Genomic DNA, 19,578 nt, shown 5'->3' with positions numbered 1-19,578 from the left:
AACTGCTTGCGAATGAAATAATGTAAGCGCATAACAATTGTTCACTGCAAGTTCATATCTGAAAGAAATGAGGAGGATATACCATGCACCGTTACCGTTTAGGAGTAGACATAGGTGGAACATTTACAGATTTGGTTTTATACGATAAAAAAACCCGGAGTTTCCACACTCATAAAACATTGACAACACCTGATAACCTGGCTGAAGGCGTCATGCAATCTATCAGTAAATATGTAAGGGATTTCAATGAAATTGAATATTTTGTGCATGGTACGACTTCGGGGCTCAATGCTTTGTTGGAGAGAAAAGGTGCCAAGGTTGCATTGGTCACAACAGAAGGATTTCGGGATGTTTATGAGATTGGCAGAGCCAACCGTGTGGACATGTACAATATTCAGTATAAAAAACCAGCTCCACTGGTTGATAGAGAACACATATATGAAATGGCGGAGCGAGTTTCCCATGACGGAGAAATATTACAGCCAATTGACAATGAGGAAGTTAAAAAATTGGTGAACCGTCTGAAAAAAAACCATTATGAAGCCGTCGCTGTTTGCTTTTTGCACTCTTACAGAAATCCAATCCATGAGCAGGCCGTAAAGGATTTGATAGAAAAAGAGCTGAATATCCCAGTCTCGCTTTCTAGTGATATTGCAAGAGAGTGGCGTGAATATGAGCGTACAAGCACCACGATCATGAATGCGTACATCGCTCCGATCGTCAGGAAATATTTAAATAAGTTGGAAACGATGCTAGCTGAAAGCGGATATACAAACGATATTTACATTATGCAGTCAAATGGCGGTGTGATGACATCAAAGGTGGCTAAGCAACTGCCTTTGCAAACGCTTATGTCCGGGCCGGTGGGCGGCACGATCGGAGGTGCCAATCTCTCTGCGCTCATAAATGAAAAAAACTTAATTTGTGTAGACATGGGCGGTACGAGCTTTGATGTGAGCATGACGATTGACGGGGAACCGGATATTACCGCTGAAACAATGATGGAAGGCTTTCCACTTCTTTCACCTATGGTGAATATTCATACGATTGGTGCCGGAGGGGGCTCCATCGCCTATACAGAGGGAGGAGGGTTGAGAGTCGGCCCGGAGAGTGCCGGATCGTACCCGGGCCCAGCCTGTTACGGCAACGGCGGGAAAAAACCTACTGTCACTGATGCCAATTTAATTCTTGGCAGGATTGATCCGGATCATTTCTTGGGGGGAGGGATGAAACTGGACAAGAAAGCCGCTTATAAGGCCATCCAATCTGTGGCAGATGAAATTGGGTTATCTGTCGAAGAAACGGCTGAAGGCATATGTAATATTGCCAATGCGAAGATGGCAGATGCCATCCGGACTCTGACTGTCAGAAAAGGCATTGATCCGCGTGATTTTACGATGGTGGCCTTTGGCGGCGCCGGACCCATGCATGCGGTAATGATTGCCGAGTCATTGGGGATACAAAAAATATTCGTTCCAAACACATCCGGGACATTTTCCGCTTGGGGAATGCTGCAAACAGATATTCGTTTTGATTCTGTCAGAAATGATCACTCATTATTGTCTAGCGTTGATAAAGACAGAATGCATTCCCTATATGAAGAAATGAAAGAAGAATGTATGGACATGATGCGCCAGCAGCATATCAGCTCTCATAAAATACGTCTTCAGAAAAGCATGGATGTGCGCTATGTGGGGCAAGAATACACGATCAACATTGTGAATCATTCGGATGATCCACATGATTTGGAGCGCTTATTCCATCAAGCTCATTTCGAAATATATGGGCATCATAATCCGGATAATCCAACGGAAATCGTGAATCTCAGGATGACCGCCATAGGTGATTTGGAGAAATTGGAGTTTCATCAAAAAGAGGAAAAGGACAGCAAAACAGTAATGCCTCAGCATACAAGAGAGACTTTTTGGAGTGGTGAAGCCAAAAGAACCGGGATATACTCAACGGCGGATTTGATGAACGGAAACAATTTGACAGGCCCGGCTATTATTGAAGATCAGAACACGACAATGGTGATTCCGCCTAAATACGCTGTTTTGATTGATGAAAATAAGAACATTCAAATTGAAAAAATCTTCAGCAAAGAGGAGGTATATTCATGAAAGTGCAAGAAAAAAACTTTTTAGAAAATCCCGTTACTACTGAAATTGTGCGAAATGCCCTGATCTCTGCTGCGGATGAAATGAATGCCAGTTTAGCCAGAAGCGCTTTTTCCCCGATCATTTATGAAATGAAGGATTGCAGTGTTTGTTTATTTGACAAAGAGGTCCGGTTGCTAGGCCAATCGGCCGGATTGCCCATATTCCTCGGCAACCTGGATGAATGCATTAAAATAACGACGGACTTAATAGGCGGGATAGAGAAGTACAAAGAAGGCGATTTATATATATTAAATGATTCCTATATTGGAGGAACCCACTTAAATGATGTAACGACATTTTCTCCGATTTTTTACGAAGGGCAACTTGTGGGATTTACCGCTACAAGAGCCCACTGGCTTGACATCGGATCAAAAGATCCGGGATATCCGATGGATGCCACAAGTATTTTCCAGGAGGGCATTCGTATCCCTCCTACGAAAATATATGAAAATTTCAAACCTCTGGAACATGTTATACGGTTAATAACAACGAATAACCGCTTTCCGGAAGCGGCTTTAGGTGACTTGAATGCTCAAGTGGCAGCGTGCAGAACGGGTGAAAAAAGATTTAAAGAGTTAATAGATAAGTTTGGTCTCGAAAGAATCGGCCATTGTATACATGATATTTTCTTGCAATCTGAGATGTTGGATAGAGAAGTCATCGAGAAAATACCAGATGGAGCATACGAGGCGGAGGGGTATCTTGATAATGACGGGACAAACGATGAACCTATTTATGTAAAAGTAAAAGTTTTAGTGGAAGGCGAACATATAACGATTGATTTATCGGGATCAAGCCGTCAAAGGAGAGGGCAGACAAACTGTGGCTATGCCCAGACAATTTCTGCTTGCAGGGTTGCATTTAAAGATCTAATCAGCCCGAGTGCTCCTGTCACGGGCGGGAACTTTAAAACGCTCCGTGTCGTGGCGCCAGAGGGAACCGTTTTTCATGCCGTTGAACCTGCGCCTTGCGGGTGGTATTTTACACCATTAGGTCTATTAATAGACCTCATCATTAAAGCTCTTTCTCCCGTTATGAAGGAAAAAGCAGCGGCCGCCCATTACGGAGATTCAATGGTTGTCACTTTTGCAGGAAAAGACAATAACAGTGAATTTTTAAGTGTGGAAGCAACAGCAGGCGGTTGGGGAGCATTCCAAGGCGGCGATGGGCCATCGGCTTTGATTAACCATGTAAGTGGAGATTTTAAAAATTTGCCTATTGAGGTGTTTGAATCCAAATACCCGATCCGGATCAACCAATACGCTTTAAGAAAAAATTCCGGTGGAAAAGGGCAGTTCAGGGGCGGTCTTGGGGTTATAAGAGAATATGAAGTGTTACGTGACGAAACTTATGTATCACTGTGGTTTGAGCGATCCAAAACACCTGCATGGGGACTTTTTGGAGGAGAACCGGGCCAGGAGCCGGACGTTGAAATTGTTTCTGGACACGGCAGCGAGCATATTTTAAAGGTGAATGGAAAAGAATTGAGCAAAGGAGATCGAGTGATTGTTAAAACCGGAGGCGGCGGCGGTTTTGGCAAGTATTCCTTACGCAGACAGGAAGACATAGAAAGCGATTTAAGAAAAGAATATATAGACGGATAGGGATGGACATCTTTGAAAGAATTCTTTTGGTTCAAAAGAATTCCTTTTTTAAAATATAAGTCAGAATATTCAGATATAAATGTGCGAGAAGGAGTAGCAAACGTGAAAAAAATCAAAATCACATTTCAATCGGGCAAAAGCTTATTTGTGCATTTAAACGAGGACAGCAGGACAGCGCGAGAAATTTATAAGATGTTGCCTTTTAAAAGTGAAGCAGTACATTCCAGATGGTCAGGAAGGGAGATCAATGCCGAATTGCCCATCGATCAAAAAATTCCTCCGGAGGATCAAACGATCTATACAAGCTTGGGAGAAGTGTGTTATTGGAGCAACTGGAGAAGAGGAGAAAACGAAGAGCAAAAACATGTCATAGCCATCTACTATGGGGCAGAAATGACGAGAAGTAAATGTGGCGAGGAGCCAGTGAACGTCATTGGACGAGTAAAAGAGTGTGATATAGAAACGTTGACGGAATTGGGAGAGATGATTTGGCTAAAAGGCGCTCAAAAAATGTATATGGAGAGAGCCTAAAATGAGAGGAAATCGGGGGAATTCACATGAGTTTTTTAGATAAAGACTCCGCAATGAATCGTGTACCTGCATCCGAAAGACAACACTGGATTGTGCCTGCGACAATTTTTGGAGGATTGGAGTTCTCTGTCCCGGTGATCATGATTGGGGCAGCCCTTGCAGGCAGTTTTGGACTGACAAAGGTTTTGGTCATTCTTCTGATAGGGTTGGTGATCATCCAGTGGGCAGGCAATGCCCTGCAAGGATATATTGGCGCCAAAACGGGACTGCCTTCTTCAGTCATCGCGAGAAACAGTTTTGGATCTTTACAAGCAAGATTTATTATTGCATTGGCTTTAGTGATTTTAAATGTGGGGTGGTTCGCGGTAAATACGGCTGTTGCTGGAAATGCGATTGCGGCGGTATTCGGGATTGATTATGCGAATTCCCGAATTTTATGGGCATTATTAACAGTATTAGCCGGGGCTCTTTTTGCTTTGCCGGCGGTCATTGGCTATCATTCCATGAAATGGACTGACTATTTGGCAGTCCCTTCAGGATTATTATTGATTACAGCGGCTGTTTTTTACGTCCTGAAAGGAACAGGCTGGGATGCCATCATGTCTTGGAGTCCGGAACCAACCATGACATTCATGGGAGGCATCAGCCTCGTTTTGGGCGCGAATGTGGCGCAATGGTTAATTGCTTCAGACTATACGCGATATTCTAAACCAGCCCTAAAAGATCAGGCATTGATACCATTGGGAATCGTTGTCATTGGTTTTGTGTTCTTTTTGACAGGAGCCATTATGTCAGTAGGTGTGGGCGAAGCTGATATCGTTCTTGTGATGCAAAATTTGGGCTTTCCATTTTGGGGATTTTTAATTTTGTGGCTCGCTTTGTGGACTAGCCAACTTGTTGCCAGCTACTCTATCGGACTGGCAGCCGCTAATATGTTTAATGTCCAATCGGGACGAGGACGTGCCTGGCTCACAGTGATCGGTTCGGCTGTTGGCGTACTTTTAGCGTTGCTGGGCATCCTGTCTTACTTTATGGATTTTCTCGTACTTTTGGGTGTGATCTATCCAGCCATTGCGGGTGTCATGTTTGCCGATTTCTTTTTTATTCGAAATAAAAATTGGGAGGACAAGGAAGGCTGGAATTGGGTGGCAACAATTGCCATGGCGGGCGGAGGATTCCTGGGATATGTAACACAGTATCTTGTCCCTTTTGGAATTCCAGCAGTTCAGTCCCTGATTGCATCCGTATTCATTTACCTGATAGGCATGAAACTAAAAGCCCAATACGCTCCTGACCACTTTACAAGGATTGCCGGAAAAGACATCATTCCCGACTCCGCGGATACGGTCACCAACAAGGAAGATTTATTGTAAACAAAAGCGGCGATCAGTTGGATCTTTTTAAAATACCCCCTTCATCAATGAAGGCTTCGGATTAGAAACGAATCCGAAGCCTTTTATGTTGAGGTATGGCCCAGTCTATTTAAAGGGTTTGCAGCTTTTTCGGGAAGGAAGTGAGTACTTCTGCTTCTCCTCTCTCATTGATGTACACAATATCTTCGATTCGGACTCCACCCTCTCCGGGTATATAAATTCCTGGCTCAATTGTAAAAACGAGACCTTTTTCGGCGATCTCTTCATAATGTTGGTGGATGGAAGGCGATTCATGGACCTCAATGCCCAGTCCATGTCCAACCCGGTTGTTGAAGTATTGGCCATATCCATGATCTATAATGACCTTCCTGGCCGCGATATCAAATGTTTTCAAGGGGACTCCGGCCTTTACTGCCTGAATTCCGGCTTCATTTGATGTCAAGACAATGTTATAGATCTCTTTTTGTTTTTCAGATGGCTCCCCCAGTACAAAAGTTCTCGTGATGTCAGAGCAATACCCATCTTTGACGACACCAAAATCAATTAGCAGGAAGTCTCCTTCTTCCAACTTGCGATCTCCGGGTGAACCGTGCGGCAGAGCGGATTTTTCACCGGAAAGGACGATGGTGGAAAAAGAAGGGCCGTCCGCTCCAAACTTACGCATCAAAAACTCAAGCTCAGCAGTCAATTCGGCTTCTGTCATGCCTGCCGCAACTTTTTTGATACCTTCGGCCAGCACTTTTTCAATTAGCTTTATAGAATGGGATAGCTTTTCTACTTCCGCCCTTGATTTTTTCTCCCTCTGCTGATTAATAAACGGCTGTACATCTTTTATTTGAGCGCCGGGATACATTTTTAGCAAATTCGTATAACGGTCATAGGAGAAGGCTTTTCCTTCGATCCCAAAACAGGTTGGAAAGGAACCCATGCAATTTTTCAACACTTCAAAAGGATCTTCATCATCGGCGATGGGAATGATTGTCTCCATGTCGGCATCCATTTGGGCAGCTTCAAAATCCAAAGCGGGTACAAACAAAAAGGCCTTTTCTGCTTTTGGGCAAGTGACGTAGGCCATAAACCGTTCGTAAGGCTCAGATAGGAAGCCGGTGTAATAATACACATTGGCCGGATCGATAATGATTCCCGCTTCTATTCCTTTTTCTGATAAATGTTTATTTAATAGAGTTCTTCTTTTTTCATACATACGTTTCCATTCATCCCCTTTTCTTCTATTTAAACATAAAAAAGCAAGAAATGTGCCACGGGAAAGCTGGCATAAATATTGCAATATTAATAACTACAATAAAAGGAGGGGAGGCAACCGTTCCAAAAAAGAATGTATGTGAGAAGACAGGCAACTTGTTGGAAAAGTTTCGCAATGGATTGCGTCAAGAGTAAGCTGAAATATACTATTACAAACTAATCGTTGTAAAAGAAAATAGACAGTGCTTAAAAATTTTGACAAGCCGTTTTCAAAGAAATTTGACAATGTACATAGTCATTTACTCTTTAATTGAAACCGTTTACATCAATAAAATGGGGAGGACAAGTACATGGAAAACAAAAGGCGCTATTGGCTGATGGTTCTTTTATTTGCAAGTTTCCTAACGCTTGCCGGCTGCTACGGGGGAGACAAAAAGGCGACAAAGGACGGGAAAATGGATACAGGTGGAGGAGAGAAAGCGGAATCTGGGCAGGTTCTCAATCTGTCGGTGGAAGGTGAAATACCAACGTTAAGAACGAATGGCACCATGGACGGGCTGTCACAAACGATCATCCAAAACATTTTTGAAGGTCTTTTTCGTTTGAATGAGAATGATGAAATTATTGAAGGTGTGGTAGATTCGTATGAAGTCAGTAAAGATGGGAAAAAGTATACGTTTCAATTGAAGGAAGACGCGGTTTGGAGCAATGGTGATCCTGTAAAGGCCGACGACTTTGTCTATGCATGGAGAAGGAACCTGGCTCCGGAAACAATTTCTCCACATGCGTATTTAATGAATGCGGTAAAAGGGGCGGAAGAGATTCAAAATTCCAAAAGCGATTTGTACGGAAAAACAGATCAGCTCGGAGTAAAAGCGATTGACGCATCCACTCTCGAAGTCGAGTTGGTGAACAGTGTTCCGTATTTTACAGAATTATTAGCCCATGCTGTTTTTTATCCGCAACATGAAGAATTTGTCGAATCCAAAGGCGATCAATACGCGTTGGAACCGGAACATTTGATCTTTAATGGACCTTTCCAGCTTGATTCTTGGGATCACGATCAAAAATGGACGTTGAAGAAAAACTCGTCATATTGGGATGAGGAAAATGTAAAAGTGGAAGAAATCCGCTACAATGTCGCAAAAGATATGGCGACAAGCGTGAACTTGTATGAAACCGGCGCTATTGATGCTGTCAATTTATCATCTGACTTTGTCGATGCCTATAAAGATCATGCGGAATTTACGACTTCATTAAAGTCGGAAGTGTACTTTTTAAGGATGAACCAAAAGAATCAATATCTACAAAACGTAAACATCCGGAAAGCGATTGACATGGCTTGGGACAAAGAACAGGCTGCCGATTCCATATTGAAAAACGGATCAAAAGCCGCATATTGGCTTGTCTTTCCGGGGTTTGTACAGTCTGAGGACGGAGAAGATTTCCGGGAAAAATTCGGTGATTTGAATAAGGGAGATCTGAAAGAAGCGCAGGCGTTGTGGAAAAAAGGTCTTGAGGAATTGGGTACAAAGGACATTTCTTTGGAACTGTTGAGTTATGACGATGAACAAAGAAAGTCGATTGCGGAATATATGAAAAATCAGTTGGAAAAGAACTTGCCCGGTTTGAGCATTTCGATTAATCAACAGCCAAACAAGCAGAAGTTGGCGCTTGAAGAAGCGCAGGATTACGACTTGTCCCATTCGGGCTGGAGAAACGATGTGTCCGACCCGGTTGAATTTTTATCTGTCTTTTTATCTGACGGCCCATATAATTGGCAAGACTTTAACAACGAAAAGTATGACAGCCTTGTCAAAAAAGCGATGTCTGATTTCTCTGATATTCAACAGCGATTTGAAGAACTCCAGGAAGCGGAAAATCTATTGATCGGCCAGGAAGCCGCCATTTCACCAATGTACCAAGCGGGGTCCGCAAGACTCATCAAACCGTATGTAAAAGGGTATGTGGCCCATGCGAATTCAACCGCTTCATTCCAGTGGGTATCCGTTGAAAAGTAGTTCATTTATATCCGAATTTCCTTCAGTGGTGGAGCTTGTCGTGGAATGATACTCCTTTAAAGGTGGTGAAAAATGTGAAGAAATATATTGCCAGCCGACTTGGGTATATGGCGCTCACCTTTTTATTGATCACAACTTTCACATTTTTTTTAATGCAGACATTGCCCGGGTCTCCCTTTAACGATGAACGCCTGACCCCTGAGCAAAAAGAAGTTTTGTATGAGAGATATGGCTTAAATGAACCGATGAGTGTTCAGTATGTCAAATATGTAAGCAATATTATCAAAGGGGACTTTGGTGTTTCTTTTCAGTTTGACGGGCGGCCAGTGACAAGCATTATTGGAGAGAGGATTGGCGTTTCCGCTGTACTTGGAGCACAGTCATTGGCGGTAGGAACAATCATCGGACTGCTGTTGGGAATTGTTGCTGCCATCAGACATAACACGGTTATTGATTATGGAGCGATGGTAGTGGCGGTTTTGGGATTGTCCATTCCCAACTTTGTGTTGGCGGGTCTTCTTCAATATTGGGTGGGAGTGCGTCTCCAATGGCTTCCTGTCGCGTTTTGGGAGGGGTTTGAGTACTCCATTTTGCCCACAATCGCGCTAGCGGCATTCGTTGTCGCGACCATTGCCCGTTTCATGCGAACCGAAATGCTTGAAGTGCTTGGACATGAATATATGACAACGGCCCGCGCGAAAGGGGTGGGGGAAGTGGCTGTCATTTTCAGGCACGGTCTTCGCAATGCCATGATTCCCATTATTACGATCATGGGTCCTTTGACTGTTTCACTGATGACGGGGACGCTCGTTGTGGAGAAAATATTCAGCGTACCGGGACTGGGTGAACAGTTTGTCAAGTCGATATTAACGAATGATTATCCTGTGATCATGGGCGTGACTTTGTTTTATAGTTTCCTATTTATCCTGGCCATATTTATTGTCGATCTGCTGTACGGTGTGATGGATCCGAGAATTCGCCTATCAGGGGGTGGACGAAAATGAACATCAATGAGATGGAATTAAACGACGAGCTATTTGAGCAATCGGATGAAACATATCATCAAAAAAAGGAAGAAAGCCGTCCCGCTTCCACCTTTTGGCGGGATTCATGGATTCGCCTGAAGAAAAACAAAGGGGCTTTTGCCGGGCTGATTTGCATTATCATCATTGTTTTTTTGGCGGTATTCGGTCCGCTCATGAATTCTCACGGGTTTGACGATCAGGATTTGACTAGGGCTAATCTGCCGCCAAAGATTCCGGTCATAGAACACATCCCATTTTTGGGATTGGATGGCGTGGATATAAACGGGACGGATCAATATCAGGAAAAAGATGTTGCCGGTTATTTTTGGTTTGGAACCGATGATTTGGGCCGGGATTTATGGACGCGAATATGGCAGGGGACGAGAATTTCTTTATATATCGCGTTTTTGGCGGCGGCGTTGGATTTGTTGATCGGTGTGGCATACGGGAGTATATCTGCTTACTATGGCGGCAGGGTCGATAATGCGATGCAGCGGATCATCGAAATTTTAATGGGAATTCCGAATTTAATTGTCGTCATTTTATTTATTTTAGTTTTAAAGCCCGGAATCGTTTCGATTACGTTGGCAATGGTGATTACCGGATGGGTGAATATGGCGAGGATTGTTAGAGGACAAGTACTGAAACTGAAAGGACATGAGTTTTTCCTGGCATCGAAAACATTGGGTGCTACGGATCGCAGACTTATTTGGGGACACCTCATTCCAAACTCATTGGGTCCAATCATTATCACGACGATGTTTACCATTCCAAGCGCGATTTTTACGGAGGCATTTCTCAGCTTCATCGGCTTGGGCCTGCAGCCGCCCATCGCTTCTCTCGGAACAATCGTAAATGACGGATTTAAGCTGTTGAAAATTTACCCGCATATGCTGATGTTTTCATCGGTGATTATTAGCTTGATCATGATCAGTTTCAATTTACTTGGCGATGGTCTTCGTGATTCTTTTGACCCGAAAATGAAGAAGTAGAGGTGAAAAAGGTGGAGAAAATACTGTCAGTAGAGGACCTGCACATATCATTTGATACGACTGATGGGGAAGTGAAGGCTGTCCGGGGTGTTTCATTCGACTTGTATAAAGGAGAGACATTGGCTGTTGTCGGTGAATCCGGGTCCGGGAAGTCAGTGATGTGTAAAAGCATTATGGGGCTCATTCCGAAGCCGGCGGGAAAAGTGGTGAGCGGAAGCATTTGGTATGAACAGAGGGATATCGCAAATTACTCGAATAAAGAATTCATGGATATCCGCGGATCTGGCATATCGGTCATTTTTCAAGATCCGATGACGTCGTTAAATCCGACGATGACAGTGGGAAAGCAAATAAGGGAAGGGATTTTGGCGCATCAACAACTGTCAAAAAGAGAAGCGAACGAAAGAACAGTTGAGCTATTGGACCTTGTTGGCATTAACCATCCTGAAGAGCGTTTAAAGCAATACCCTCATCAGCTTTCCGGAGGAATGCAACAGAGAGTGGTTATTGCGATGGCCCTTTCATCCAATCCGGAAATAATAATTGCGGATGAACCTACGACCGCCCTGGATGTCACTGTGCAAGCACAGGTGCTGGACCTGTTGAAAGAAATCCAAAGAAAGAAGAAAACATCGATCATTTTTATTACCCATGACTTGGGAGTCGTTGCCAATGTGGCAGATCGGGTTGCCGTGATGTATGCCGGAAAAATAGTGGAGGTTGGGAAAACGAACGAAGTTTTTTACAATCCCCAGCACCCTTATACAACAGGACTGTTGGCGGCCATGCCTGATTTGCATACGGATCAGGAAGAGCTGGAGGCGATTCCCGGCGCGCCTCCGAACCTGTTGCATCCTCCAAAAGGGGACGCCTTTGCTTTAAGAAATCCTCTTGCTTTAAAAATTGATTTTTTGTACGAGCCTCCCATGTTTCAGGTGTCGGAAACCCATTTTGCGGCCACCTGGCTGCTTCATAAAAAAGCTGCCGGAAAAAAGAAGGGGAAACAGGCGGGACAAAAGCTTATGTTAAACGAAAAACAAAGTCCTTCTAAAACGGTCGGCAAGGAAAAATTGTTGGAAGTAAACGGTCTCGCGCTGCATTTTAAGAGTGGAAAAAACAACATTTTGAAAGCGGTGGACGGCATTACGTTTCACATTTTTAAAGGGGAAACGTTCGGTCTTGTCGGTGAATCGGGTTGTGGAAAGTCGACAACCGGGAGGACGCTCACGCGCTTATATGAACCAACAGCGGGAGAAATCTTGTTTAAAGGAACCAACATGCATGGACGGCACCGGATGAATTTACATAAGGACATCCAAATGATTTTTCAAGACCCGTATTCTTCACTCGATCCAAGATGGACAGTTGGCGATATCATCTCGGAAGGCATGGATATTTATCAATTATATACGTCCGGGCAAGAGCGGACAGACAAAGTGTATGAACTGTTGGAAACGGTAGGGCTCCGAAAAGAGCATGCCAACCGTTATCCCCACGAATTCAGCGGGGGACAAAGGCAGCGGATCGGGATTGCCCGAGCGCTCGCTGTTGACCCGGAATTTATAATAGCGGATGAACCGATCTCCGCGTTGGATGTTTCCATTCAAGCTCAGATCATTAACTTGATGAAAAGACTGCAACGGGAAAATGGACTGACGTACTTATTTATCGCCCACGACCTTTCTATGGTGAAGTACATCAGCGACCGTATCGGGGTGATGTATCAGGGAAAATTGGTGGAGGTGGCGGAAAGCGATACGCTATATCAAAATCCGCTCCATCCTTATACAAAAACCCTTTTGTCGGCCATACCGGTTCCCGATCCCAAGATGGAAAAGAAAAGGATCAGACTGCCGAAACAGGATTGGACAGTAGCTTCGGCGGATTGTCTGTTGAGAGAGGTAACAAAAGACCACTGGGTATTATGCAATGAAGAGGAGTATGAACGGTTGACAAAAGAAACTTGCTCCCATTTTATCTAAACAGGTTAAAGGGGGACAATCAATGAAAACAAGCTGGTTGCGCATACTGACTGGCCTCATTGTGGCAGCATCATTATTTGGCTGGGCCCATGTTGTCTATTTGGATGCCTTATTTTTGGGGGGACTTATTCTTTTTATGGCAGGCGGATTTGTTTTTATGTTGGAAAAAAGAGTGTTTGATCGTTTCTTCCAAAGCTTTAAAAAGTTTTTGCGGAGTACCTCTAAGCTGGAAGAATACGTCTCTGAAACGGAAGGTTCCCGACAGCCTGCTGTCATTCGTACTTCTTCTTTCAGTGTCTGGGCATTACATACCGGATTGTTTGTCATGTTGATGACTACGGTAATAGGATTCTATTATTTTTAATATAGCAGGAGGTTCTGATTATGGAACGGATTGTACAACTGCGGAACAGATTTGATGAGCTGGATATGGACGGCTTTATGATCAATGGGGAATGGAACAGGCGGTATGTGTCCGGATTTACCGGGTCTAACGGGCTTATCTTGATTACGAAGGACGAGGCGATTTTGATAACAGACTACCGCTATTTTGAACAAGCGAAAAAACAGACAGAATTGGACATCGTCCTGCATAAGGAGCATACCGGTCATAAACATAAAATTTATGACGAAGCAACGAAGCAAATCAAACGTTTGGGTGTGGAACGTCTCGGTTTTGAGCAGCAACACTTGAACTTTGGAAACTATGCAAAATTAAAAGAACAGTTGCATATGGAGCTTGTCCCTACCTATGATATGGTGGAAGATTTGCGGATGGTGAAAAACGATGATGAGCTGGAGAATATAAGAATTTCCTCCCGCATTACGAACGAAGCTTTTCTCCATGTGTTGGAGATAATCAGGCCGGGATTAACGGAAATGGAAGTAGCGGCGGAGTTGGAAAGCTTTATCAAACAAAATGGGGGCAGCGCATCCACCTTTACGCCCATTGTTGCTTCGGGAAAGAGGTCGTCGTTGCCGCATGGAAGGGCCAGCGACAAAGTGATTGAAAAAGGAGATATGATTACCATTGATTTTGGGACAAACTACAACGGCTACTGGTCTGATATTTCGCGAGTCGTGGCGATTGGCGATCCAGGCCAAAAAATGAAAGAGATTCATCAAGTGGTGTTAGAGTCGTTTCAGAACTGTCTCAACCATTTGAAAGCCGGGATGACCGATCAGGAAGTGGACAAGTATATGAGAGAAATTTTGATTGCATCGGGCTACAACAAATATTCCGGCACCGGAACAGGGCATGGGATCGGTCTGGAAGTGCATGAAAAGCCGCTGTTTTCAGTGGACCTCGAGAAAACATTGCAGCCGGGAATGGTCGTCACCATTGAGCCGGGCATCTATTTGGAAGATATCGGAGGAGCCCGTGTCGAAGACATGCTTCACATTACAGAAAACGGATGTGAGGTTTTGTCTCCTTCCACCAAAGAACTAATCATTATTTAGATGGCTACGTAAATGCTTTTAAAGAAAACGCGGAACGAAGCTTTGCACATTTAAAAGAATTGCCTTGGCTTCGCGATTTATTTAGCACTTGAAACATTAGGGCTTGATCAATCAGAGATTCTACGTGCGGGTTTTGGTTTTAAATACGATATTATTCCTGTCTCCGAGCTTGGGATTGCATCATGTTGGATCAATCGGTATGGAGAAGTTCGCCCTTCCCATGACAAAGAAACCTATTTGGTGGTAGATATGAGAACTTTTGCTCTCCTAGTAAAAGGGTTGGCTCCACCCTGCAATTGGGGGTGGGACACAACTAAATCAGCTGATGAAAAAACGAACCATAAAGTGACACTTCATTCAGTAGGCGTTTTCTTCCATTTCCTACTGAATGTTCGTTGAACGAATCGGGCATGTAGGTGCCGTTTTCTCCCACTGAATTTCCTTTGTTTCCATATATATGGGATCTTCTACAGCGGTTATCATATGGAATTTCCCAAAGGATCTGATTCAGTACTTCGCTCACAAGTGGCTCTCTCGGCGCTTTACATTCAGTACAGGTTCACAAAAGGGCGCCACTAGCCAAAAGAAAATTGATCTTTTATACAAATTCAGGTGGAGAAAACGTTTTGTTCTCCCACCTGTTTGATATTCCAATGTTCTATTTTTTGTAATTCCCGGAGCATTTCCGTTGTTTAGCGGTATGCTTTTTTCTCTTTTTATTTGCCCTCATTAAAATCAAAGCCAAAGCTCCTACTCCAATCGCGGTGTTCGTTTTCTTGTTGAATATTTGTTTGGCAATTAACGAAAGATTTTGTGGGCGCTCGGCCAAGCGGCGCATGAAATAGCCAAACCAATCATTGCCGAACGGGACGTAGGTGCAAAAATGAAATCCTTCCTTCACTAACTGAAGCTGCAGATCCTTCCTAAATCCATATAACATTTGAAATTCAAACTTATCTTTCGGGATGTTATGTTGCTTCACAAACTGTTTTACATGATTAATAATATGGTGGTCATGGGTGGCAATGGACGTAAATTTACCGTTGAGTAAATGATACTCAATTAATTTGATGTAGTTTTCATCAATATCCTTTTTATCTTGATAAGCAAGATGTTCAGGCTCTTTATAGGCCCCTTTGACAATTCTTAAGCGAAAATCTTTATATTTCTTAATATTTTCCATGGAATGGTAAAAATAAGCTTGAATGACAGTGCCTATATTGTTGTAATCAGCAGATAGTTCGTCAATCAAATCAAACGTGGGTTGTAAGTGACCATAATCTTCCGTGTCGAAATTGACAAAAATACCATATTGATTTGCTTTTTCGATAATCTCTCTTAAATTTTCAAGACAAAAATTGTAACTGATATCCAGTCCCAATTGAGTGGGCTTTAACGAAATATGAGCATCCACCTGATGATCGTGAATCGCCTGGATGACTGCCAAAATTTCTTCTTTTGCTTTTAAAGCTTCTTCACGTTCATAAACAAATTCTCCCAGATTGTCAACGGTTGCAGAAATACCTTGTGCGTTCAGTTTTTTTACACTGGCGATCATTTCTTCTATATTTGTTCCGGCAACAACAGACTGGGCTCCCAGTTTTAAACCCCAACGTTTCGCAGCACTATTTAATGCCTGGTTTTGAGAAAGCGTTATAAAAAAATCCCTCGTTAGTCCCATTAGCCTCAACTCTCCTTTTATAGCAATTTTCTTGGGAATAAAAAACGATAGAAAGCGCAATCATTTCCTGCCAATAGGTCCAGCAAGGCTGTAACATGGTTTTACATGACGGCATCTTGCAAGTTTAGTGAATGTAGCGCCTAATTCAATTATAAATTGCTTTATCGTTTTTAGCATTGTTGTAAAGAAACGAGAAAAGCCTGCTTCTATTGTTGGTTACTTACAAGGGATTGTAATCGGGTTATTTGAAAGTAAGGGACTTTTGAATTACTCGGTAGAAATACATAAAAATGAAACCGGCTTTTCTGTTACATTTAGCCAGTAGTGCGGCTGGCTGGAATCAATAATAATGGAATCGCGGGGATGCAAATGATATTCTTGCTCGCCCGCTTGCACCGTTAACATGCCTTCAAGCACAAACAGGAATTCTTTTCCCGCATGGGTAAACTGACTCCCTTTGTTTTCGCCTGGGTTTAATAAAACGAGTAAAGGGATGAACCCCAATCCTTTATATTGCCCGGCCAAGTTTTTGTAGACAAACTGGCTCCCCGTTTCATCCGCATGTACATCGCCTGCCCGAATGACTGTGGGCTGTTCAGCCGTTTCATCATCGGAGAAAAAGTAACTTGGGTTGACTTCAAGCACATCCGATATTTTTTTCAACGACTCGAGTGTCAACGATGATTTCATTCTTTCCACTTGTGATAAAAAGCTGATGGACAATCCTGTTTGATCTGCGATTTCCTTTAAAGTAAGCTTTCTTTTCTTCCGCAACATTTTCATCTTTTGTCCGATTGACACATTCATCTGATTCCCTCATTTTTCACTTTTTATCTATTATAAAACATTTTATCAACGCAAATTTATCAGAAAAGTATAAAGAGTATGTTGACAGATTTTTTCAACTGCTATAGTATTATGGATAAATTGAAGTGGTACTTCAATTTCTTTAGCGTTTTACTTTGATTTTTACCAAAGGATGGAGTGCTGTCAAATGATGATGAATCAACTGTATTCAACCATTGATGTTCATGTATCTGGAGAGCCGCTTAGAATCATCACCGATGGATTTCCTGAAATAAAAGGAAGAACTCAATTGGAAAGACGCGCTTATTGCATGGAATATTTGGATGACATTCGGCAAGTTCTCATGTTCGAACCAAGGGGCCATCATGGGATGTACGGATGCATCATGACACCACCCGCCAGTCCTCACGCCGATTTTGGCGTATTGTTTATGCACAACGAAGGCTGGAGCACGATGTGCGGCCACGGAATCGTCGCGGTCATGACAATGGGTATTGAAACGGGAAGGTTGAAAGTGACAGAAGAAAATCAGAAGTTCATCATCGACAGCCCCGCAGGGGAGATTGTTGCGTACGTAAAATCCACTGACGATCGCGTAGAAGCGGTTTCTTTTGAGAATGTTCCTTCTTTTGTATTGGAAAAAGATGTCTCCGTACAACTGGGTGGACATGAGTTTCACGTGGATATCGCTTTCGGCGGGGCATTTTACGTTGTAGTCAATAGCGGTGATCTCGGATTAAAAGTAAATAAAAAAGATTTGCCGGCAATCCAAAAGTGGGGGACAAAAATAAAACGCTTTATAGAGGAGAAAATCAACGTTGTCCACCCAATTGAAAAAGGTTTGCATGGGATTTATGGCGTCATTTTTTCGGATGAACCTGTAAGTGGGGAAGCCGATTTGCGGAACGTAACCATCTTTGCCGATGAACAAGTGGATCGTTCTCCTTGCGGAACCGGCACATGTGCCCGGCTTGCCACATTGCATGCTCATGGAAAATTGGGAGAGCGTGGCAGTTTTGTCCATGAAAGTATTACGAATGGACACTTTACCGGCGAAATACTTTCCTTGACAAAGGTTGGGCCGTATGAAGCAATTGTCCCGAAAGTGACCGGCAACGCCTTTATCACTGGTTTTCATCAGTTTGTTGTGGATCCTCATGACAATTTGCCGAAAGGATTTTTATTGGAGGAAAAATAGTGAACTTCGCAATAGAGGGATAAACTGTCATGGTCGCATGATGGGGAATCGGCTATCAATAAATGGCCCGCTTTTCCGCTTGTTGGTCCATTGTTAAGTGCAGGAGTTATCCTTAATGGCTGAATGGTCACCGCAACGTGTTACCATTGAAAGAGTCGCTCACGCGATTTTGAACAAGAGAGGAGTTTTATCATGTTGGTTTTATCAGAAAAAGAGATTCGGTCCGTTTATACAATGAAGGAGGCGATTGCGGATATTGAACATGCGCTTCAATTACATGTCAAAGGCGCAGTGGAAAATCCGGTCCGGACGGTGATTCAATATCCCGAAAAGAATGCGTCTACTTTAATAATGCCGAGTGCGGTTGAACCAATTGGGATCTCCGCTGTAAAAGTGGTCACGATTTTTCCGGATAATCCTTCGGTGGGAAAAAATACGACACAAGGTGTCATTTTGCTCAGTGATACAAATGAAGGGGATCATGTCGCCTGTTTGGAAGCATCGTATTTAACACGACTCCGGACGGGGGCGGCAAGCGGTGTAGCCACGAAAAAGCTGGCGAGAGAAAATGCCCGGGTTGTTGCGGTGATCGGATGCGGGCGCATGGCGGAAGAACAGTTGCAGGCTGTCTTGGAAGTTCGCCCAATTGAACAAATATGGCTTTTTAATCGTACGACAGAACGGGCAGAGCAATTTGCCAAACGTATTTCCAAGCTTTCGCCAAATTACACTGGAGAAGTAAGAATCGCGGGCGAAGCGAATGCGGCAGTTGAAAAGGCGGATATTGTCATTTGCAGCACACGCGCTGAAACGCCTGTTTTTTCCGGAGACGCATTGCGGCCGGGCACGCATATTAACGGTGTGGGTTCTTACCTTCCGCATATGCAGGAAGTAGATGAAGTCACCTTGCAAAGATGCAGTAAAATTATCGTCGATACGATCGCTGGGGCAAAAGAAGAGGCGGGTGATTTTCTCATCCCTGAAAAGGAAGGCAAATGGGATTTTTCGTTGCTGCATGGTGAACTCGATCAACTTGCTGCAGGCCAGATTACAGGAAGAGAGAAAGAAGAAGAAATCACCTTTTTCAAATCTGTCGGGACTGCTTATTTTGATCTCGCCGTTGCCGCTGCCGCCTATAAAAAAGCCGTGAAACTAGGATATGGGACAGAAGTGCCCATGTAAATGCTTGGCTATCGAATGAACGAAAGTATTTCTTTCAATCTTGATACTATTGGAAAAAGGTGTTAGCGGATCAGGGGAGCGTTTTGCGGCTTGAGAAACAAAGTGGATAGAACTATAACCAGCCAACATGTGCTTCTCCCTCAGCAGACAATGAAAGCAGGTATTAAGAAAATATCCTATTTTACAACGCAATGTGAAGGATAGAGAAGAATGGATCAAAATCCATAGCAGCAGAGCAATTCTTTATAGAAATGGCAACTAAAGTCTTTCTTAAAGTGAGTGCGCCAATCGGTCCTGGATCATTAAGATGGTAACTATTACATTTAAAACCTCCCTACGCTTGCACCCGGTCAGTACAA

Annotated in this window: 15 protein-coding genes; 12 read left to right on the top strand and 3 right to left on the bottom strand. The window is 43.4% G+C overall.

Annotation, left to right across the window (positions count from 1 at the left end; translation table 11 throughout):
* Nucleotides 1-83: 83 nt before the first annotated feature.
* From JOC94_RS08720 to JOC94_RS08705, 4 genes are all read left to right on the top strand, one after another.
* On the top strand, nt 84-2,120 hold the full coding sequence (locus JOC94_RS08720) for a hydantoinase/oxoprolinase family protein (RefSeq protein ID WP_077113566.1): 2,037 nt from the start codon (nt 84-86) through the stop codon (nt 2,118-2,120).
* Complete coding sequence (locus JOC94_RS08715) at nt 2,117-3,763, top strand: hydantoinase B/oxoprolinase family protein (RefSeq protein WP_077113565.1); 1,647 nt, start codon at nt 2,117-2,119, stop codon at nt 3,761-3,763. Before JOC94_RS08720 ends, JOC94_RS08715 begins: the two co-directional genes overlap by 4 nt.
* A 102-nt stretch (nt 3,764-3,865) precedes the next feature.
* Nucleotides 3,866-4,294 carry a cyclophilin-like fold protein gene (locus tag JOC94_RS08710; RefSeq protein ID WP_077113623.1) on the top strand — a complete coding sequence of 143 codons (429 nt, stop codon included), beginning with the start codon at nt 3,866-3,868 and terminating at the stop codon, nt 4,292-4,294.
* Between the two features lie 26 nt (nt 4,295-4,320).
* The gene (locus JOC94_RS08705; protein WP_077113564.1) at nt 4,321-5,667 is read left to right on the top strand and encodes a purine-cytosine permease family protein; all 1,347 of its coding nucleotides are present in this window, start codon (nt 4,321-4,323) and stop codon (nt 5,665-5,667) included.
* A gap of 109 nt (nt 5,668-5,776) precedes the next feature.
* Here the strand turns inward: JOC94_RS08705 and JOC94_RS08700 are convergent, their stop codons facing one another.
* Complete coding sequence (locus tag JOC94_RS08700; RefSeq protein WP_077113563.1) at nt 5,777-6,871, bottom strand: M24 family metallopeptidase; 1,095 nt, start codon at nt 6,869-6,871, stop codon at nt 5,777-5,779.
* Nucleotides 6,872-7,220: 349 nt separating this feature from the next.
* On the opposite strand from JOC94_RS08700, the gene JOC94_RS08695 reads away from it, so the two are divergent.
* The 6 genes from JOC94_RS08695 to JOC94_RS08670 all read left to right on the top strand — a co-directional run bounded on the left by JOC94_RS08695 (nt 7,221) and on the right by JOC94_RS08670 (nt 14,351).
* Complete coding sequence (locus tag JOC94_RS08695; protein WP_077113562.1) at nt 7,221-8,891, top strand: peptide ABC transporter substrate-binding protein; 1,671 nt, start codon at nt 7,221-7,223, stop codon at nt 8,889-8,891.
* Nucleotides 8,892-8,965: 74 nt separating this feature from the next.
* On the top strand, nt 8,966-9,895 hold the full coding sequence (opp3b, locus tag JOC94_RS08690) for an oligopeptide ABC transporter permease (RefSeq protein ID WP_077113561.1): 930 nt from the start codon (nt 8,966-8,968) through the stop codon (nt 9,893-9,895).
* Entirely contained in the window at nt 9,892-10,908 is a 1,017-nt protein-coding gene (opp3C, locus tag JOC94_RS08685) for an oligopeptide ABC transporter permease (protein WP_077113560.1), read from the top strand. The genes opp3b and opp3C overlap by 4 nt, the downstream gene beginning before the upstream one ends.
* A gap of 11 nt (nt 10,909-10,919) precedes the next feature.
* Nucleotides 10,920-12,890 (top strand): ABC transporter ATP-binding protein, encoded by a 1,971-nt coding sequence (locus tag JOC94_RS23365; protein ID WP_077113622.1) that lies wholly within the window; start codon nt 10,920-10,922, stop codon nt 12,888-12,890.
* A gap of 22 nt (nt 12,891-12,912) precedes the next feature.
* Nucleotides 12,913-13,254, top strand: coding sequence for a DUF3899 domain-containing protein (locus JOC94_RS08675; RefSeq protein ID WP_077113559.1), 342 nt, complete (start codon nt 12,913-12,915; stop codon nt 13,252-13,254).
* Nucleotides 13,255-13,274: 20 nt separating this feature from the next.
* A complete protein-coding gene (locus tag JOC94_RS08670; protein WP_077113558.1) occupies nt 13,275-14,351 on the top strand; it encodes a M24 family metallopeptidase in 1,077 nt (358 codons plus the stop codon).
* A gap of 658 nt (nt 14,352-15,009) precedes the next feature.
* Here JOC94_RS08670 and JOC94_RS08665 read toward each other — a convergent pair.
* Both JOC94_RS08665 and JOC94_RS08660 read right to left on the bottom strand, forming a co-directional pair.
* Complete coding sequence (locus tag JOC94_RS08665) at nt 15,010-16,032, bottom strand: proline dehydrogenase family protein (RefSeq protein ID WP_077113556.1); 1,023 nt, start codon at nt 16,030-16,032, stop codon at nt 15,010-15,012.
* 267 nt (nt 16,033-16,299) lie between these two features.
* Entirely contained in the window at nt 16,300-16,839 is a 540-nt protein-coding gene (locus JOC94_RS08660; RefSeq protein WP_077113555.1) for a helix-turn-helix domain-containing protein, read from the bottom strand.
* A 187-nt stretch (nt 16,840-17,026) separates the two neighbouring features.
* Between JOC94_RS08660 and JOC94_RS08655 the strand changes: the two genes are divergently transcribed.
* Nucleotides 17,027-18,037 (top strand): proline racemase family protein, encoded by a 1,011-nt coding sequence (locus tag JOC94_RS08655; protein ID WP_077113554.1) that lies wholly within the window; start codon nt 17,027-17,029, stop codon nt 18,035-18,037.
* 192 nt (nt 18,038-18,229) lie between these two features.
* Nucleotides 18,230-19,219 carry an ornithine cyclodeaminase family protein gene (locus JOC94_RS08650; protein WP_077113553.1) on the top strand — a complete coding sequence of 330 codons (990 nt, stop codon included), beginning with the start codon at nt 18,230-18,232 and terminating at the stop codon, nt 19,217-19,219.
* Nucleotides 19,220-19,578 lie beyond the last annotated feature (359 nt).

The sequence above is a fragment of the Siminovitchia thermophila genome, from assembly GCF_016909185.1.
Classification (GTDB): domain Bacteria; phylum Bacillota; class Bacilli; order Bacillales; family Bacillaceae_C; genus Siminovitchia; species Siminovitchia thermophila.
The sequence above is the reverse complement of the archived record's forward strand: the minus strand, read 5'-3'. Positions and strand labels throughout refer to the sequence as shown.

Excerpts from the sequence above, each read along its gene's own strand:
- JOC94_RS08705 (WP_077113564.1), top strand. The coding sequence starts at position 4,321 with ATGAGTTTTTTAGATAAAGACTCCGCAATGAATCGTGTACCTGCATCC.
- JOC94_RS08665 (WP_077113556.1), bottom strand. The coding sequence starts at position 16,032 with ATGGGACTAACGAGGGATTTTTTTATAACGCTTTCTCAAAACCAGGCA.
- JOC94_RS08720 (WP_077113566.1), top strand. The coding sequence starts at position 84 with ATGCACCGTTACCGTTTAGGAGTAGACATAGGTGGAACATTTACAGAT.
- JOC94_RS08700 (WP_077113563.1), bottom strand. The coding sequence starts at position 6,871 with ATGTATGAAAAAAGAAGAACTCTATTAAATAAACATTTATCAGAAAAA.
- JOC94_RS08695 (WP_077113562.1), top strand. The coding sequence starts at position 7,221 with ATGGAAAACAAAAGGCGCTATTGGCTGATGGTTCTTTTATTTGCAAGT.
- JOC94_RS08650 (WP_077113553.1), top strand. The coding sequence starts at position 18,230 with ATGTTGGTTTTATCAGAAAAAGAGATTCGGTCCGTTTATACAATGAAG.
- JOC94_RS08660 (WP_077113555.1), bottom strand. The coding sequence starts at position 16,839 with ATGAATGTGTCAATCGGACAAAAGATGAAAATGTTGCGGAAGAAAAGA.
- JOC94_RS08655 (WP_077113554.1), top strand. The coding sequence starts at position 17,027 with ATGATGATGAATCAACTGTATTCAACCATTGATGTTCATGTATCTGGA.
- JOC94_RS08715 (WP_077113565.1), top strand. The coding sequence starts at position 2,117 with ATGAAAGTGCAAGAAAAAAACTTTTTAGAAAATCCCGTTACTACTGAA.
- JOC94_RS08670 (WP_077113558.1), top strand. The coding sequence starts at position 13,275 with ATGGAACGGATTGTACAACTGCGGAACAGATTTGATGAGCTGGATATG.
- JOC94_RS08675 (WP_077113559.1), top strand. The coding sequence starts at position 12,913 with ATGAAAACAAGCTGGTTGCGCATACTGACTGGCCTCATTGTGGCAGCA.
- opp3C (WP_077113560.1), top strand. The coding sequence starts at position 9,892 with ATGAACATCAATGAGATGGAATTAAACGACGAGCTATTTGAGCAATCG.